Annotated in this window: 11 protein-coding genes and 1 tRNA gene; 11 read left to right on the top strand and 1 reads right to left on the bottom strand. The window is 46.8% G+C overall.

Features of this window, described 5'->3' with window-relative positions; translation table 11 throughout:
- The first annotated feature begins 100 nt into the window (after positions 1-100).
- The 11 genes from FE296_RS09420 (at position 101) to FE296_RS09370 (ending at position 17,650) form a co-directional block, all read left to right on the top strand.
- The gene (locus tag FE296_RS09420) at positions 101-1,207 is read left to right on the top strand and encodes a PAS domain-containing sensor histidine kinase (protein WP_150364819.1); all 1,107 of its coding nucleotides are present in this window, start codon (positions 101-103) and stop codon (positions 1,205-1,207) included.
- A 121-nt stretch (positions 1,208-1,328) separates the two neighbouring features.
- Positions 1,329-2,294 carry an AAA family ATPase gene (locus tag FE296_RS09415; RefSeq protein ID WP_124113686.1) on the top strand — a complete coding sequence of 322 codons (966 nt, stop codon included), beginning with the start codon at positions 1,329-1,331 and terminating at the stop codon, positions 2,292-2,294.
- A gap of 4 nt (positions 2,295-2,298) precedes the next feature.
- Positions 2,299-3,414, top strand: coding sequence for a DUF58 domain-containing protein (locus FE296_RS09410; RefSeq protein WP_150364818.1), 1,116 nt, complete (start codon positions 2,299-2,301; stop codon positions 3,412-3,414).
- Positions 3,411-4,724, top strand: coding sequence for a DUF4129 domain-containing protein (locus tag FE296_RS09405; protein WP_150364817.1), 1,314 nt, complete (start codon positions 3,411-3,413; stop codon positions 4,722-4,724). Before FE296_RS09410 ends, FE296_RS09405 begins: the two co-directional genes overlap by 4 nt.
- A gap of 83 nt (positions 4,725-4,807) precedes the next feature.
- Positions 4,808-5,764 carry an aldolase catalytic domain-containing protein gene (locus tag FE296_RS09400; protein WP_047842252.1) on the top strand — a complete coding sequence of 319 codons (957 nt, stop codon included), beginning with the start codon at positions 4,808-4,810 and terminating at the stop codon, positions 5,762-5,764.
- Positions 5,765-6,053: 289 nt separating this feature from the next.
- The gene (locus FE296_RS09395; RefSeq protein ID WP_091032783.1) at positions 6,054-8,180 is read left to right on the top strand and encodes a bifunctional diguanylate cyclase/phosphodiesterase; all 2,127 of its coding nucleotides are present in this window, start codon (positions 6,054-6,056) and stop codon (positions 8,178-8,180) included.
- Between the two features lie 161 nt (positions 8,181-8,341).
- Positions 8,342-8,412 (top strand) — tRNA-Gly (locus FE296_RS09390).
- A gap of 518 nt (positions 8,413-8,930) precedes the next feature.
- The gene (gene abc-f / locus FE296_RS09385) at positions 8,931-10,823 is read left to right on the top strand and encodes a ribosomal protection-like ABC-F family protein (protein ID WP_150364816.1); all 1,893 of its coding nucleotides are present in this window, start codon (positions 8,931-8,933) and stop codon (positions 10,821-10,823) included.
- Positions 10,824-11,232: 409 nt separating this feature from the next.
- Positions 11,233-12,267 carry a phenylalanine--tRNA ligase subunit alpha gene (pheS, locus tag FE296_RS09380; RefSeq protein ID WP_124113690.1) on the top strand — a complete coding sequence of 345 codons (1,035 nt, stop codon included), beginning with the start codon at positions 11,233-11,235 and terminating at the stop codon, positions 12,265-12,267.
- Between the two features lie 82 nt (positions 12,268-12,349).
- A complete protein-coding gene (gene pheT / locus FE296_RS09375) occupies positions 12,350-14,803 on the top strand; it encodes a phenylalanine--tRNA ligase subunit beta (RefSeq protein ID WP_150364815.1) in 2,454 nt (817 codons plus the stop codon).
- 138 nt (positions 14,804-14,941) lie between these two features.
- Positions 14,942-17,650 (top strand): cell division protein ZapA, encoded by a 2,709-nt coding sequence (locus FE296_RS09370; RefSeq protein ID WP_150364814.1) that lies wholly within the window; start codon positions 14,942-14,944, stop codon positions 17,648-17,650.
- Positions 17,651-17,754: 104 nt separating this feature from the next.
- Here FE296_RS09370 and FE296_RS09365 read toward each other — a convergent pair whose 3' ends face one another.
- On the bottom strand, positions 17,755-18,147 hold the full coding sequence (locus tag FE296_RS09365; protein WP_124113693.1) for a cupredoxin domain-containing protein: 393 nt from the start codon (positions 18,145-18,147) through the stop codon (positions 17,755-17,757).
- Positions 18,148-18,229: the final 82 nt, after the last annotated feature.

The raw sequence follows: 18,229 nt of genomic DNA, 5'->3' as shown, positions 1-18,229 counted from the left end.
GGCACCGGTAATGAAAAATAAAATCGGCCCTTCCTGTTTCTGTGATGATATGATGTCCGAATGGCAAGTTTATCATTTACGTGAAAAGGAGGAACCTGACATGATTAGTGAATTTCAGGATACAGTGCCTCAACCAACGGATGGTTTCCCGCCTGTGCATCTGGATAACAACAAGTACGAGAATGTACTGGAACATCTGGATAGCGGTATTATGTTGTTTGACAGTCACGGTGTATTGACGTTTATTAACGTTCAGATGGCAAAGTTGTTGGAACTTCCAAGAAGTCTGTTGAGCGGCTGCACCCTGATGCAAATGCTGCATCATCCGCAGATGAGCCGATTCAAGAAAAAGAAAATTTTACGTATCTATCGGGAAACTATTTTTCACCGTAAGCGCTATCATGAGTTGATTGATGAATACGGAAGGCATTGGCTGGTTACTGTGACGTACGGTGATCAGATGGATGGCGACTTCTTGTTCAGCGTCAAAGATGTATCTGATTATAAACAAATTGAACAGACCGCTTATCAAAATGACAAACTTGCGATGCTGGGGCGAATTTCAGCATCTATTGCTCATGAAATTCGTAATCCGTTGACTGCAATCCGTGGGTTCATCCAATTGCTCAGGCCCCATTTGCTGCAGCTCGGCAAAGACGAGTACGCTCGAATCATACTGACGGAGATTGATCGGGCGAATGACATCATCTACGAATTTTTGAATTCTTCCAAACCGTCAGCTCCACAGAAGACCGTGATGTCCGTCGACTCTTTGCTCAAAGAGGTGGTCTTGCTGACCGAAAGCGAAGGTTTGATGAAGGGATGCGAGATCGTACTGGATGAAGGGGATGCCCCGTTGAATGTGTCCATTGATGTCAAACAGATTAAGCAGGTTATTTTGAATATGGTGAAAAACGCAATGGATGCCATTGAGGAAGTCGGCGAAGAACATACGGGTCTAATTCGAATATCTACCGCCACCGAAAACAAGTTCGTGCAGATCTCCATCGCGGATAACGGTCATGGAATGGACCATAACACGCTTGTACGTCTGTTTGATCCATTCTTCACGACCAAGGAGAGCGGAACGGGGCTTGGACTTTCGGTGAGTTACCGAATCATCAAAAACCATGGAGGTACCATCTCTGTGGATAGCAAAAAAGGCGAAGGTACGCGGTTTATGATTATGTTACCTTTGGTATTTTGAGAAGAGCGGGGAGTCAAGGAGTCGGCCATTCGCCGACTCCTTTGTTTTATGTTGCCAATTAGGGTTATAGTTAGTAATGAATGCGAATACATAAGCTCCATAACGGAAGGATGAGATGCAGATGGAAATCCAAGGAATGGAACAAATGAATCAACAATTGATGGATCACGTGGGAAAAGTGATTGTGGGAAAAGAGCATACCATAGAGCTGGTGATGACAGCGATCATAGCGTCAGGACATGTGCTGCTGGAGGATGTACCAGGTACCGGGAAAACGATGCTTGCCAAATCGGTAGCCTCTACATTGGACTGCACATTCCAGCGGATACAGTTTACACCGGACTTGCTGCCCTCTGACTTAACAGGAATTCATTTTTTTAATCAAAAAGAAGGGGATTTTGAATTCCGACCAGGCCCCTTGTTTGCTAATCTCGTACTAGCTGATGAGATTAACCGTGCTACACCGCGTACACAATCAAGCTTGCTGGAGTGCATGGAAGAGCGCCAGATTAGTATCGATGGTTCAACGAGACAGCTGGAACGGCCATTTATCGTTATCGCCACCCAGAACCCTATAGATAACCAGGGAACTTTTCCGCTACCTGAAGCACAGATGGATCGTTTTATGATGAAAATTCGCATGGGTTATCCAAGCAGTGAAGAGAGTGTAGAAATTTTGAGACGTACGGTAGCCAGTCGTTCAGTTGATGATCTCTCGGCGGTGATCAGTCGTGAAGAACTTTTGAAGGCGCAGGATACGTATAAAACAGTGCAAATCAACGAAGATTTGCTGCGATATATCATTCAGTTAACCGAAGCGACAAGGCAACATCCCGAGCTCTCGCTTGGTGTAAGTCCACGAGGGGCTCAGGCATTGCTCAAGGCAAGTCAGGCATGGGCTGCACTGCATGGCAGAGACTTTGTTTTGCCTGATGATATTAAAGTACTGGCGGAACCTGTGCTGGCCCACCGACTTGTATTCCGTAACCGGATCAGACAACAAGAGGGCTTGGCTGAGCGTATCATCCAGGAACTTCTGAATCAGACAGAAGTGCCTACGGAGAATCTCGCTACAAGCGGGCGTTAATCTTATGGCATTATTATGGCTTGTCCTTGTTGGAGGCATTGTCGTAGTTATACATGGTGTGTGGTTTGGACGACCTGCACTGCGAAAGCTCAAGTACAGCAGACAATTCAGCAAGCTGCGTTGTTACGCTGGAGATGAACTTGAGATGGTGGAGACGATATCAAATGAGAAACGAGTCTCCGTTCCGTGGCTCAGACTTGAATCGATGATGCCAGTGTCGTTTGTATTTCGTTCCGGTTCAGGTATGGATATTAGTCAAGGCGAAATCTATCAGAACCATAAGAGTATTTTTACGTTAAAACCGTTTACTCGTATTACGCGTAAGCATCCTTTTACATGTACTCAGCGTGGAATTTATCCATTAAATACAGCGACGATGACAGGTGGGGATCTCTTTGGCGTGTGGCGTTCCACCAAACCGATTCCTTTGCAAATGTCTATGGTCGTGTATCCTTCATTAGTGAATGTAGAGGATCTTCCTGCAATTTATCAGGTATGGCAGGGAGAAGTGGAAGTATCACGATGGATCGTTGAAGATCCTTTCTTGATTCTGGGTGTTCGGCCTTATGGTGCAGGCGACCCCATGAATCGTATTCACTGGAAAGCGAGTGCACGTACAGGTGAATTACAAGTCTACAAGCAGGGATGGACAGCTGATCCGCAATCCTGGATTGTAGTCAACATTCAGGAATCTGCAGATATGTGGAGTGTTGTCACTCGACCGGAAAAGATTGAACGTGCACTACGTTACGCTGCCACGGCTGCAGTGGATGCCATCGGTAGAGGGTTGCCGGCAGGCTTCGCCCATAATGGCTATCATGTGGGTGGAGGCCGAGATACACTTCGGATTGAGCCGGATTATGGCACGCCCCATCTGGAACGGTTACTGGAAGCCATGGCTGAGACAGAGTTGAAATGCATGGTGCCCATGGAGCAATTTCTGAACGATGAAGTACGACTGAATGAAGAAGCACAGCAAATCCGCAGCTATCTGCTGATTACATCCTATGTATCTGCCGCTATGGAGCACGAGATTGCACGTCTGCACGAACAAGGACATCGTGTAACGATTCTCCCGGTAGAGGACGTGAAGGGTAATACAAAGGCGGTGAGTGCATGAGGAACAGACCGGTAGCGACGACCAAAGGACTCATAGCAATGCTTGCCGTCTTGATGGCTGGCATATACCTTTTTCCGATATTTACGCTTGCTTCATTCTACGCAATGGAACATTTGCCGTTCACATTATTCATCCTGGTCATTTTTGTAGGTTGGTTAGGACAGTTCATTCAGCATAAAATTCCAGGTTTTAGCGAGAAGAATACATTCATTCGTGGAGTAACGGCACTCGTTATAGGAATTCTCTTCGCACTCGTTGTTGGGATGAGCCTTATTCTCCCGTTACCGGATATCATCACATTGGTACTGTGTGGAGTCATCTCGGCTTATGCAGGTCTGACCTTCCAGCCAGTCTTTCATTCTGTGTTGTTATGGCGCTTGCAGATTATGGGTGTAATCAGTGCAATCGTGCTTATGATTGCTTCGAATTCGTTAGAATTCATGCAGCCGATACAAACCTATACCCTATGGATTTACATTGCGGGAGTGATCAGCTTTGCCTTTTGGCTGGTTGGACGATATATGCTGCAACTGGATCAGGCAATACTCAATGATGGCAAGAGAAGATTGGTATTAAGAGATTTTGCACGTGCGAATCATCAGCGGTTCATGTGGATGTTTATTGTTATTGTCGTGATCGGTGCTTTCCCAAGTCTGGCTGCCTGGCTGGGGCCGCTGCGTGACCGCTTGCTCGCATGGATCAGGGGATGGTTTGGTCCGATTTCTGGCGAGGAGCCACGATTACCAATGGACAATCCCAATCAGCCGCTAAATATACCGAATGACTGGAGAGAGCCGCCATCCGAGCCCTCAGTCTTCTGGAACATCCTCGGGTGGGTAGTGATGTGTGCTGTAGCAGGAGCTATCCTGTGGCTACTTATGAGGTTGGGACAAAAAACGATAAACAGACTTATGGATCGATTCAAGGGGATGTTACAACCAGGTGAAAAGAAGGCAGAACCACGGACGGAGTATATCGATGTCAGTGAGACGCTTGATGCGCCAGCAAAAGTCCGAAAGAATTGGTTTCGGAAGAAAGAAGCGCCACCTGCACAAGATGCTGAACGTGTTCGGTATTACTATCGGACTTGGATTGAAAGAGCCGCTCATCGAGGCGTGGAAATACAGGGGAAGCACACTCCGCTGGAGGCTGCACAGACCATTATTCAGAATGGTGTGAAGTTAGAAGAAGATGAGCTGTCTGCGAGACTGCCAGATACGTATAATGCCGTTCGTTATGGAGCGAAAGCTCCCGATCGTTCCGATATGGTTGAGATTGACCGAATCTGGAGATCTTATCGAAGTAAATAAGTCCGGAATCCCTTTACTTTTCTTGTCACGTTCAAGTATCATGAGAGGAATACACAAGTTGGTCAGAAAAGGAGCAGACATTAATGAAGACAAATCATTGCAAAATTGTAGATTGTACGATCCGTGATGGCGGATTGGTGAATAATTGGGACTTTAGCGTGGACTTTGTTCAACAGCTATATGCTGGATTGAATGAAGCTGGCGTTGATTATATGGAAATTGGATATAAGAACTCTCCGAAGTTGCTTAAAGGTGCCGAGGAAGCAGGACCATGGCGTTTCCTGAACGATGATTTCCTGCGCAAAGTTATTCCTCAAAAAGGAAATACTAAACTGTCTGCACTGGTTGACGTTGGACGTGTGGACGAAAATGATATCTTGCCTCGCAGTGAGAGCATGCTGGATCTGATCCGGGTTGCCTGCTACAGCAAAGATGTGGACAAGGCACTTGCACTGGTTCAAACATTCCATGATCGTGGATATGAAACTACACTGAATATTATGGCACTCTCCAATGTTATGGAGAATGAATTGCTGGAAGCATTTGAATTGATCAAAGAAAGCGCTGTGGATGTTGTCTACATTGTAGATTCTTACGGTAGTCTGGACCATAATGATGTGAAATATCTGGTAGAGAAGTTCAAGACTCACTTGCCTAACAAGCGTCTTGGTGTTCACACACATAATAATATGCAACTTGCGTTTTCTAACACATTGGTTGCGGCAGAACTTGGCGTTGAGCTGCTTGATGCTTCTGTGTATGGTATGGGACGTGCGGCAGGAAACTGTCCAACCGAATTGCTCGTAGCTCATCTGAAAGGAACGAAATACAATCTGCGTCCAGTACTTGGTGTATTGGAACAGTTGATGGTTCCACTGAGAGAAAAAGAAGAATGGGGTTACATTCTGCCTTACATGATTACAGGTGCGTTGGACGAGCATCCACGTTCAGCGATGGCGATTCGCTCATCGGAAGACAAGGATAAGGTTGTTGATTTTTATGATAAATTAACAACACCAGAAGTGAATTTTGATAAGTAATATAGTCTGAAATACAGTTGTAAAATAGGAAAACATGGACTCTAACTGGAGATCCATGTTTTTTTAGTTCTTAATGCCTTGTTTTTCTCTATATTTATGAATAAATATTCCTAGGAGTAACTATTTTTTAGTTCACGTATACAAAATTAAATGTTATTATGTACCAGATAGCATGTGTATGCATGTGAATTGAACGTTGGTTAATATGTTTTTTGTCGAATCGTGTAGTAAGCTGTTAAGTTTGGTTAATGTAATTCAGGATAGGTGATCCCGGGAAGGAAAACACGGCATGAAGGTTAATCTGCAAGATCAGAGAAAAATAAGTTGGGTCGCTGTGTGCGGCTTATTGTGTTTCCTCGCAAGTCAATGGTTTCGTTCTTCTTCAAGCTCTGATCTGATCATATCGGGTTACCCGGTTTTGACACTCTTGGGTGGATTCGCTGCGGCAGCGGCTTGTATCGGCATCTACAATCAAAGCTGGTTGTTTCGGACACAGAAGCTAACTCTTCGGAGGACATTATTGACAACACTCTTTTTATTGATTGGTCTGTTTGAACTGGTTCATATTGTTTCATTTGCAGAAGAGATTCCAAATGGAGCCATGATGGAATCGGAGTTCTCCTTAATGATGTCAACCATGGGATCTTTGGTATGTTCCGTAGGTTTACTGCTCGTGTATACCTTAAATGAGAAAGAAATTGCATTACCACGCAAATTCTTACTGTTCAGTGGGACATTGGGTACCTTTGTTATTTTGTACATACTGGCTATTCAGGAATGGAGCATGTTACCAAGTATGCTTGATGGGGAAGTGCTTGGTGGAATCTTCACCCGAGTTCATTTTATGGTCGGATTGCTCTATGGCATTATTGCAGTTCTTTTGTTTGTTCAATGGAAAAAAACCAAAGACGGTGATTTACCAACCATTCTATGTGGCATTCTGTGTTTCTTTTTTGGTGAATGTTATTTTGTTTCAGCAACTGGGGTCAACGATCTCAATCTATTATTAGGATTGCTGAGTAATTGTATGGCATATTTTTTTATTCAAAAAGGGTTGTATACGTCCGTAGTGGACACGCCTTTCCTGCAACAGCAGGTCGCGGAAGCCAAGATGAACTATATTGCTCATCATGATGATGTAACGGGACTTCCAAACCGTCGTCGCCTTTCACAGCGGTTGAAAAAGATGATGGATGATGCCGTGGTGCAAGAACAGCTTGTTGGTGTATTGGTCCTGAATATTAATCGGTTCAAAACCATTAATGATTCGCTTGGACAGCAAGCAGCTAACCGGGTTTTGCGTCAGGTAGGTCAACGACTGAAACATTTGTCACTTCCAGGAGAAGAAGTCTTTGGATTGGGAAGAGATGAGTTTGCATTAACGATGACAGATTTCAGTTCAACCGATACGGCGCTGCGCCGGACAAGATCCATTTTGCAACTTTTTGAGAAGCCCGTCTTGGTTGATGGCAATGAGTATCATCTTACACTTGGGATCGGGATGGCCATTTTCCCACATGATGGGGAGTCACCACTGGAGATTATTCAGAATGCAGATACGGCTTTGCACAGTGCTAAGGAACAAGGAATGGAACTGAATCGTTTTGCCCATGCGATGCAGATGAAGGCACAGGAGCGTTTGCAGCTTGAGAATGATCTGCGCAAGGCGTTGGATCGAGGTCAGTTCTACCTAGTCTACCAGCCGCAGGTTAATCTGCAAAGTGGGCTAATCGTTGGCATGGAAGCCTTGGTGCGTTGGCAGCATCCGCAGCGAGGCTCGGTATCTCCGGCGGAATTTATTCCTCTGGCAGAAGAGAGTGGGCTCATTGTGCCACTTGGCGAATGGGTGCTTCGTGAAGCGTGTGCACAGAACAAACAGTGGCAGGAAGCCGGTTATCGTAAACTGTGTGTTTCGGTGAATCTGTCGATGAGACAATTCAGGCACTCCCATTTGTTGGACAATATCAATGGCATTCTCAAAGAGACGGGACTAGAGCCTGTATGGCTTGAGCTGGAGATTACAGAGAGCATGACATTTGATAAAGACCGATCCTTCGAACAGTTGCGCAAAATCAAAGAAATTGGTGTGCATATCAGTATTGATGATTTTGGAACGGGATACAGCTCGTTGCACTATCTGAAGGATCTGCCGATTGATCGGCTCAAGATCGACCGTTCATTCGTTAATGAAGTCATGGAGGACAGCAATAACGCCGCGATCGTATCTACCATCACTTCAATGGCGCATCATTTACAACTGAAAGTTACAGCTGAGGGCGTGGAAAACGAAGATCAGATGGTCTTTCTTCGCAATCAACACTGTCACGAGGCACAGGGTTATTTCTTTAGCAAACCGATTAAAGCCGCTGAATTTGAAAAGCAGTTTTTGAGAGATGTGGATAAGCCTACAGGATAGGGAACAGCGGGGGCGCGAGGGTGCTCCTGCTTTTTTTGATGCATGCGTAATGAAAAAAAATGGGAAATATGACTTGCATGCTATAGAGGATCATGGTATATTATTATTTGTAAAATCAATGTTAAATTCCTAAGGAACTTAACATTTAAATCTTCAATCATGCGGGTGTAGTTCAATGGTAGAACTTTAGCCTTCCAAGCTAATAGCGTGGGTTCGATTCCCATCACCCGCTTAACGAAGCAGTACCGGAGTCCTTGCGATGCAAGGACTTTTTTTCTGTCTTAAAAGAAAATTGAGAATAAAAGTAATCAGAAGGTTGTTTTGTCATCGGAGTGGCGAGTAAGTAAGTATTCTTTAGTTTAATTTATATAACCTTTGCTTTTTTACAATGATCTGGTACAATAACGGAGAAATTGATACTACACATGAATGAGAGGTAACCATACGTCCCATGAAGTAAAACACATGAATTGAACCCCAGTTAACTGCAGACGGTTTTATGACGCAGTCAGCCAGAGCGGCTGAGCAATGAGGGGATTCGTGTGTCCAAATTCAGCTATGGGAAAAGGTATGGAGCAAGTGAGCCTTGAAGGTTTACGTGTACCCTGTGTTTGGGGTTTCTTTGTTCATGCCGTAGCTTACCTTAGATCTGTCTTTGAATGCTTGATCCAACCCTGAATTGCCAAACCGCCGGCTGATGCCAGCGGTTTTTTTTGTTCAGCAAAAAGGATGCAGGAAGGATGAGGCCTCATGATGACATTGGTACGCTTACATGAAGTATCAAAAGAGTGGAACGGTAATGAATTGTTTACAGGATTGAATTTGGAGATTAATGAGGGCGAACGACTCGCCATTCTGGGTCGAAACGGATGCGGCAAGACAACGTTGTTACGCATCATTTTGGGTGAGGAGCATGGTGGCGGACGGATTGAACGTCATATCCCTCAGCAGGAATGGGGGTTCATGCGCCAGCGCTCGGATATTGAGGCCGGGATGAATGTACTGGATGCGGTCCGGCGTGAGAGTGGTCAGATCTATGAAGTAAAACGGAACTTGGAAGAACTGGAACAACGTCTGAGCATCAGCACTGAAGCGGATGAAGAGCTGCTTGCAGCTTATACACAAGTGATGGAGCAATATGAACAGTTGAACGGTTATATGTGGGAGACTGAGGTAGAGAAAGTACTGACTCGCCTTGGATTATCCGCAGAGCATTGGAATAGACCCTATCATTCCTTGAGCGGTGGACAAAAAACAAAGGCTCGTTTGGCGGGACTGCTTGTCAGCAAACCCAAATTCCTGATTCTAGATGAACCGACGAATCATCTGGATGAGGGAAGCATGCGCTGGCTTGAAGAGTGGTTATCCTCATATGAAGGTACACTGTTATTTGTATCACACGATCGTACGTTTATTGATCAGGTAGCAACAGGAGTCATTGAGTTCAGTCCAGATGCACTGGCCAAATACAAGGGCGGATATTCCGACTACAAGCTCCACAAAGAGCGTGAATTACGTGAACAGGAAACGATCTACCGCAGGCAGGTATTGGAACGTAAGGCGCTGGAAGAAACGATTCGAAATTATCAGGAATGGTTCCATAAAGCGCATAATTCGGCAACCGATGTGGAGGTGAAGATCACCCAGAGCTTCTACAAGGCCAAAGCCAACAAAAATATTTCACGATACCATGCGAAACAAAAACAGCTGGAGCGTTTAGAGCGGGAACGGGTGGATAAACCTCGTGAAGCTGCAAAGTTGAACATGGAATTACAGATGAATCCACTGGCTGCACGCCAGCTTCTTGCACTAGAAGAGGTTACTTTCTCGTATACCGGTAAAGAGCTGTTGCTTCGCGACCTTCGAATCACGGTTGAACGTGGAGACCGTCTTGCCGTAAGAGGCCCCAATGGAACAGGAAAAACTACACTGTTGAAGCTGATGATTGGTGAGCTGGAGCCTTCGCAAGGCAAGGTCACACGGCATCCACAGCTGAGAATCGGTTACTTTTCACAGGAACTGGAGGGACTTCCCGAGAATCAGACCCTGCTGGACAGCTTGCTTACCCTTCCATCCATGACACAAAGTGCGGCACGGACCATTCTGGGATGTTTTCTGTTTTCCAGAGATGATGTGTTCAAGCGCATTGGGGATTTGAGCATGGGGGAAAAGTGCAGAGTGGCATTTTTGAGATTGTATTTTGGCGGAGCAAATCTGCTAGTGCTGGACGAACCGACGAACTATCTGGACATTGATACCCAGGAAGTCATGGAGAATGTATTAAAACAGGCTTCAGGTGCTTTGGTGCTTGTATCCCATGACCGGATGCTGACAAAGACACTCGCGAATCGATTGTGCGATCTGGAGGCTGGAGGCACAGCAACTTTGTTTGAAGGAGGCGTGTCGGATTGGGAGCAGTCAAGCAAACTTCGGGAGCATGCGCTGGAGACTCGGGAATCCGATGACGAAAGGTTGCGATTGGAGATGCGCCTGTCGGAGTTGCTGTCTCCTGTGAGCAATGCTGGAAAAGACATTCTGACACAGCGCGAGCAATCGAATGAGCGAGCAGTCGAGGCAGCTGAGATTCGCGAAATCCAGCAGCGCCTAAAACAATTGAAAGATAAGGGTGCAAGCATAAATTAGAACATGGACGGCTTGCTATTTCGATCTATTTTGCATATAATTATGAACGATCATCGATGATTACATCGATATAGGTAAACTAAGCAAACGTGATGATGGAGATAAGTAAGCAGTGCCTCTGGACAGGGAGGAAGCGCCGTAGATTGAGAGCGTTTCTGTAGAACAAGGCTGCCGAAATTCACTCCGAAGCGGTTCCCTGAACCTGTTTGTGTGCAGACACAGAGGCAACAGTAGGGGCAAACGGTTAACGGTCGTTATTCCGTACAAAGTGAGACAGAACAAGTTGCAGGCCAGAAGGCCACGCAGCAATGGATGTCTAACAAGGGTGGTACCACGGTCTTTTCGTCCCTTCAGGGGAGAGAAGGCCTTTTTTTGTTGCAAAAACACCACAAAAAGGGGGCAATTACACATGAAAGAACGTTTAGAGGCATTGAAGATCGAAGCGCTGGAGCAGTTGTCTGGTGTGAATGATCCGCAGACGCTCGGTGATCTGCGTGTAAAGTATTTGGGGAAAAAAGGTGCATTAACTGAGATTTTGCGTGGTATGGGTGCGCTTAGTGCGGAGGAGCGTCCAGTTATTGGTCAAGTAGCCAACGATGTTCGGGCTGCCATTGAGGAAGTCATCGACAGCAAGCAGGATCAGTTCCAGAAGGAAGAGACAGCGAAGCGTCTGCAATCCGAGAAAATTGATGTGACCCTGCCAGGACGTCGTGGACGTCAAGGCGGACTGCACCCACTGACCAAAGTGGTACAGGAGATCGAAGATATTTTCATCGGTATGGGATACCGCATTGCGGAAGGTCCTGAAGTCGAAATGGATTATTACAACTTTGAAGCATTGAATCTGCCGAAGAATCACCCGGCGCGCGATATGCAGGATTCCTTCTATGTTACCGAAGACTTGTTGATGCGTACCCATACATCGCCGGTTCAAGTACGTACCATGCAGAGCATGAAGGGCGAAGTGCCTGTCAAAGTCATCTGCCCAGGTAAAGTATACCGCCGTGATGACGACGATGCGACGCACTCTTTCCAATTCAACCAGGTTGAAGGATTGGTCATTAGCGAAAACATTCGTATGAGCGATCTGAAAGGGACTCTGCTGCAATTCGTGCGCGAAATGTTCGGTTCCCACACGGAAATTCGTCTGCGTCCAAGTTTCTTCCCGTTCACAGAGCCAAGTGCGGAAGTGGATGTAACTTGTGTACAATGTGGCGGTAGCGGCTGTCGGGTATGTAAACAAACAGGCTGGCTCGAAATTTTGGGCGGCGGTATGGTTCACCCGAAAGTACTGGAAATGGGTGGTTATGATCCGGAGAAATACAGTGGTTTTGCATTCGGAATGGGCGTAGAACGTATCGCCATGCTGAAGTATGGAGTCGATGATATCCGTCACTTCTACAACAGTGATCTGACCTTCCTGAAGCAATTCGGACGGCTGTAACTTTACAATAAATAGATCAACGATATAGAGCAAGCGTTATAAACCGGGAACACCAATTTATAGATGAAGGAAGTGAACGTCCATGAGAGTATCGACAGATTGGCTGTCTGATTATATTTCCCTTGAAGGTGTGACGCCACAGGAATTGGCGGAGAAAATCACCCGTGCGGGTGTCGAAATTGATGTAGTGGAGAACCGCAACAAGGGCGTAAATAAAGTTGTTGTGGGATATGTGAAGAGCAAGGAGAAACACCCGGATGCAGATAAACTGAATGTATGTGTCATCGATGCCGGCCAGGAAGAAGATCTGCAGATCGTGTGTGGTGCGAAAAATGTGGATGCAGGCCAAAAAGTAGTCGTAGCCCTGGTTGGAGCGAAGCTCCCTGGTGGATTGGATATCAAAAAAGCCAAATTGCGCGGTGTTGTCTCCCTTGGCATGATCTGTTCTGCGAAAGAGCTGGGTATGAACGACAAATTGCTGCCCAAAGATCAGCAGGAAGGTATTCTTGTTCTACCGGAACAAACAGAGGTGGGCACGCCAATTAGCCAGGTTCTTGGTCTCGACGATCATGTACTTGAACTGGACCTGACACCGAACCGTTCCGACTGTCTCAGCATGCGTGGTGCTGCCTATGAGGTGGGTGCTATCTTGGGTCGTGAAGTGAAGCTGCCGAGTCCCAAAGACCAACTGGTTGAAGTTGGAGATGCAGCTGCGAATCATATCTCTGTAGAGATTAAGGCACAGGAGCAATGCAGTCACTATGCAGCTCGTTATGTAACTGGCATTAAGCTGGGTGCTTCCCCGCTGTGGATGCAAAACCGTCTGATGGCTGCTGGTGTTCGTCCGATCAATAACATCGTTGATATCACGAACTATGTCATGCTGGAATACGGCCAACCGCTACATGCATTTGATGCGGATAAGCTGGAAAAAGGCCATATTGAAGTGCGGATGGCCAACGAAGGCGAAACGATTGTTACGTTGGATGGCCAAGAGCGTAAGCTGGAGCCACATATGTTGCTTATCACAGATGGCGTGAAACCAGTAGCCATCGCTGGGGTTATGGGTGGCGAGAATTCCGAGGTATCGGAAGGCACAGTGAATCTGTTGCTGGAATCCGCCAAGTTCGACGGCGGAACCGTTCGGAAAACGTCGCGCCAACTGGGGCTGCGTTCCGAAGCAAGCATGCGTTTTGAGAAGGAAGTAGACCCGGGTGCGGTGATTACGGCTTTGGATCGTGCGGCTGAACTGATTCAGCGTTATGCTGAAGGTGAAGTGCACCAAGGAATCGTGGAAGCTGGAGCAGAAGCTGTGGAGAAACGTGTAATTCAATTGTCGCTGGACCGACTGAATCGTTATCTGGGAACCGATCTGTCTTTGCTTGAGGTAAAAACTATCTTCGCTCGCTTGCACTTTGCATGTGGTGATGCTGATCAAGGATTGCTGGATGTGGAAGTGCCAACACGCAGAGGGGATATTACGCTCGATGTAGACTTGTTTGAAGAGATTGCACGCCTGTACGGATACGACAACATTCCAACCACATGGATTGAAGGACCGACGACTCCAGGGGCATATACACGCTCTCAAGCGATGCGTCGCACGATTCGTGGATTGCTCTCAGGCAGTGGCTGGCAGGAAATGATCAGTTACTCCTTTGTACACCCGGATAAAGCGACCCTGTTCCCGGCGTTGACACAAGGAAGTAAAGCCGTGAAACTCGCGATGCCTATGAGTGAGGACCGCAGTGTGCTTCGTACGAGTATTTTGCCGCAAATGCTGGATGCAGCGGTGTATAACATGAACCGTAAACAGGATTCACTGGCTGTATTTGAAGTGGGCAATGTGTTCTTCACCGAAGAAGATCAGTTGACCAAACAACCGCATGAAATCCCAGTACTGGGGCTGCTGCTCACCGGGAATCGTGCAAGCCAGCAGTGGAATGTTGGAGCGGAGAAAGTAGACTTCTTCGATCTGAAAGGTGCTCTTGAGCATCTGTTCGCCTATGTGGGTCTTGAACAACGCATTCGCTTGGTAGCAAACAGCCCTGAAGGATTCCATCCGGGACGTTCCGCATCGGTTTATCTGGAAGGCAAGGATGGCGGGGAAGGCACATTGATCGGTACATTGGGTCAATTGCATCCGGAACTGCAACAGCAGTATGATCTGAATGATGTGTACATCGCAGAGATTGCACTTGAATCGATCTACAGCGAAGCAGACGCTGACATTCGTTATCGTGAGCTTCCGCGTTTCCCAGCCATGGAACGTGATATCGCGGTTGTTGTGAATGAGGATGTTGAAGCTGGAGATATGCTGCGCGCCATTCGTGAATCGGCGGGTGAATTGTTACAAAACGTACAGGTATTCGATGTGTTTACTGGAAGTAAACTGGGTGAAAACAAGAAGAGCGTGGCGATGGCACTGGTATACCGGAATCGTGAACGTACACTGACCGATGAGGAAGTTACTGAAGTTCATGCCCGTGTAGTGGCTCGTCTGGAAGAGCAATTCGGAGCGGAATTGCGTAAATAGGACAAAAGAAGATTTTTTGAACAAAGATTAGCAGGAATTGTTTGAAGTCACATCGAATCCTTAGCATTAGAGGATCGATGTGACTTTTTTGTGATTACAGCTTAGAATCAACATACAGACTTGAAGGAGGGCACAACTGTGACTACACCTGATCGTACACGCGTCACCGTAGAGATCTACGGGACTTCCTATAAACTGGTTGGCAGCAGTGCCGACTATATGAAACAAGTAGCTAACCTGGTAGATGAGCGTATGGGCGCAATCTCCAAGCAAAATTCCCGTCTGGATACTCCGCGTATTGCGGTACTGGCGGCTGTACATATGGCTGAACAGTCTCTTCAGACTCAGGAAATCCGTAATGAACTGAAGATGCTCACTGGAGAACGTACAGAACTGAGAAACGAATTGAATCGGTTAAACGCCATACAAAATGAACATCAACAAGAATTGGAACGGCGTGACCAGGCTCTTGCTGATTTGAAACAGCTGAAGATTGAAGCAGAGCAGGCGTTGCAAAAGTCCGAATCGGACAAAAATTCAGAGATAGCCAAGTTGAATAAGCTGCTGGAGCAAGAACGCGCTCAAGCAACGGAGCGATTGCAGAAATTGCAGGCTCAAGCGACGGCACAACTGAAGGAAGCAGAAGCCAAGGGAACGAAACAGTTGAAGGAAATGGAAGAGAAAGCGTCTAACCAGCTTAAAAATGCACAGGCACAGGCTGCTTCCCAGCTCAAAGAAGCTCAGAACCGTTCTGCAGCCGAATTGCAGCAGGCGCAGGCCAAAGCTGCGGCGCAATATAAAGAGTTGCAGGACAAGACTGCAGCTCAATTAAAAGAAGCCGAAAGCCGTGCCGTTGCAGAACGTCAACAGATTGAAGCCAAAGCTGCGCAGCAGGTTCAGACAGCCAAGGAAGAAGCCGAGTCTGCTATTCTGTTAGAATTGGAACAGGCTGAGAACAACCTGAAGAAAGCTCAGGAAGAAGCAGCGCTGCAATATAACGAACTTAAGCAACAGATGGAACTTCGGCTCCAGCAGGCTGAAGAAAAAGCGCTGGAACAGACTCAGGCTCTGACGGATCGAGCGAATCAGGAGCGGGCTGACTTGCAGGAACAAGCGGAGCAGAAGCGCCTGACTGAGATAAATCAGTTGAATGCGGAGTTCAAGGCGTTATCCGAGCAGTTGGAACTCGAATGGATGGAGAAAGAAGCAGCCCTCGAGGAACAATTGCAGCAAGCCAAGGAAGCAGCAGCGTCCCAGGCGAAAGCAGCCGAAGCGGCGGCAGAGGCCTTATTGCAAGAAGAACGGGGCAAGCTCAAGCTGCAACTTGAGGAACAACGTAAACAGGCGGAGACTCGACTATTAGATGTCGAAGAGCAATTAGAAGAAGTAATGACCCAACTCATCAGTGCACAGGACATGGTTGCAGAGCAAGAACAGCAGCTTCAGCACGAGCGTGGTCAATTGGAATCGTTACGTCATGAGCATGGGGTCCGTAAACAGGAGCAGGAAGTTCAGACTCGCCGAATTACGGAACTGGAGCAACAACTTGAGCAGTTGAAAGAGGACCGTTCCCAGTTGCAGGAGCTTCTGCGTGAAACGGAACAGGCTGCCCAGCAATCCCGTGATTCACAGGAACAATGGAAGCAGAAGTATAATGAAACTGTGGATAGAGAAACCTCTCTCACAGCACAGCTACGCAAACTTCAGGAGCAACATGCACAGCTTGAACAGGAAGCCAAAAAGCTTCGTGAGGCTGAAGTGAAGTCGGAAGAGGAACAGCGCAGACTGCAAAAAGTGCTTGAACAGGCTCATGCTGCGGTGCGTACATTGCAGAATGAGATCGGCACGCTTACGGAACGTGAGCAGTCCTGGAAGGACCTTGCTGAGCAGCGATTGGCTGAGATTGGAGACCTGGAGAATCAGATTCTTGAAGTTGCTGAACAAAATGAAACGTTGGAGTCTGGTGTGCAATCCCTTCATGATGAATTGTCCGTGGTGAAGGAAGAGTCTCGCTTCAACCATGAAGAGGCTGTGCAATACCAGAAGGATGCAGAGCTTTTGGAAGAGAAACGCAATCAGCTTGAAGTTGAGCTAAATGTTGTTCGGGAAGAGCTGAACCGACTTCAGGATAACTATAAACAAATTCGTAATGATTACAGTGATGCATTACAACGGGAAGAGAATTACAGTTCCAAGCTGGATGAATTGAGCAAGGAGAAACAAGAGATTGTGAGCGTGCTTGAAGAAGCGAGACAGTCTTCAGCTAAACTTTCCGAGCGCTACTCGGAGCAAGAGAGCCGGCTAGCCCAGACTGAGGAAGAAGCGTTGGAGTGGCAGATCAAATACGAAGAACTGTCAGCCAAACAGACTGAGTTGGCATCCCGTCTGGAGCAGTTGACAAGACGTGAAGAAGAACTTCGCTCAAGCGTTGAACAAGCAGAGCAGAACGACCAGGTATGGCAACGCCGTGCAGATGAATGGGCGGCTCAGGAACAATCCTGGCAGGAACGCTGGGCTGCACTTGAGAATGAACTAACGGTTTGGAAGAGAGAAAGTGCGGCAAGTAGTGAGTTGCTGGAGGGACTGGAGCAAGAACGACAGCAGCTGGACAAATTACGTACAGAAGCGACCCAAGAGAAAGAGATCATGGAAACTGAACTGCTTGAGATGGGGGAGCGTTACGAACTAGCGGCCAATCAATTACGTTTGTTACAGGTTGAACGTGAAATGGAGCAGGAGAAGGCAGAGCAGCTGAACACGGAATATCGTCAGTTGCATGATGAATATACGAAATTGCAGACGGAATATAACGAATGGATTGAATTGATTGAACAGGACCAGACCTAGCGGAATGAATGTAGCAGAACTGGCTCGTGGGCAACGTACTCTGGTACAATTTGTTATACTAAAGAAGGAGCTCCCGTCGCTGCGGGGGCTCCTTGTCTTGAATACTATTCTTCAACGATAATTTTGGAGATCATGCTGCTGTGTCCTGAACCACAGAAGACGGAACAGGACATTTCAAACTCACCAACCTTGTCCGGGGTTATGACTTTGGAGCTATTTCTGGTATCCAGTTGAAGATTCAGCTCAGGCACAAGGATACCGTGATTTCCGTTTTCATTTTCATAAACAATGTTAACTGGAACGCCTTTTTTAAGATGGTACTCAGGTTGATCGAATTCATAGTTACTCGCCTTGATGACCAATTCTTCACTGGCTGTAACTCCAGCATCAGCATCGGATCCATTGCTGCCAGATTCTGCGGACTGTTTCGTCCCTCCACATGCAGTGAGGACCAGAATTAACATACAGGCAGCAAGCCATGTTATGCCTTTCTTCATCATGTGCCTCCTTAAAGCGTGATATGGATAAAATTTGAATGATTGCTCCAGTCATCATACCGCAATATGTGGATGCCTGTAC

It is taken from the genome of Paenibacillus sp. UASWS1643 (assembly GCF_008693195.1).
Lineage (GTDB): Bacteria > Bacillota > Bacilli > Paenibacillales > Paenibacillaceae > Paenibacillus > Paenibacillus amylolyticus_B.
The sequence above is the reverse complement of the archived record's forward strand: the minus strand, read 5'-3'. Positions and strand labels throughout refer to the sequence as shown.

Bases quoted from the DNA above. Each gene is read 5' to 3' on its own strand.
- FE296_RS09420 (WP_150364819.1), top strand. From the start codon at position 101: ATGATTAGTGAATTTCAGGATACAGTGCCTCAACCAACGGATGGTTTC.
- FE296_RS09365 (WP_124113693.1), bottom strand. From the start codon at position 18,147: ATGAAGAAAGGCATAACATGGCTTGCTGCCTGTATGTTAATTCTGGTC.
- FE296_RS09395 (WP_091032783.1), top strand. From the start codon at position 6,054: ATGAAGGTTAATCTGCAAGATCAGAGAAAAATAAGTTGGGTCGCTGTG.
- pheT (WP_150364815.1), top strand. From the start codon at position 12,350: ATGAGAGTATCGACAGATTGGCTGTCTGATTATATTTCCCTTGAAGGT.
- FE296_RS09400 (WP_047842252.1), top strand. From the start codon at position 4,808: ATGAAGACAAATCATTGCAAAATTGTAGATTGTACGATCCGTGATGGC.
- FE296_RS09405 (WP_150364817.1), top strand. From the start codon at position 3,411: ATGAGGAACAGACCGGTAGCGACGACCAAAGGACTCATAGCAATGCTT.
- FE296_RS09410 (WP_150364818.1), top strand. From the start codon at position 2,299: ATGGCATTATTATGGCTTGTCCTTGTTGGAGGCATTGTCGTAGTTATA.
- abc-f (WP_150364816.1), top strand. From the start codon at position 8,931: ATGATGACATTGGTACGCTTACATGAAGTATCAAAAGAGTGGAACGGT.
- FE296_RS09415 (WP_124113686.1), top strand. From the start codon at position 1,329: ATGGAAATCCAAGGAATGGAACAAATGAATCAACAATTGATGGATCAC.
- pheS (WP_124113690.1), top strand. From the start codon at position 11,233: ATGAAAGAACGTTTAGAGGCATTGAAGATCGAAGCGCTGGAGCAGTTG.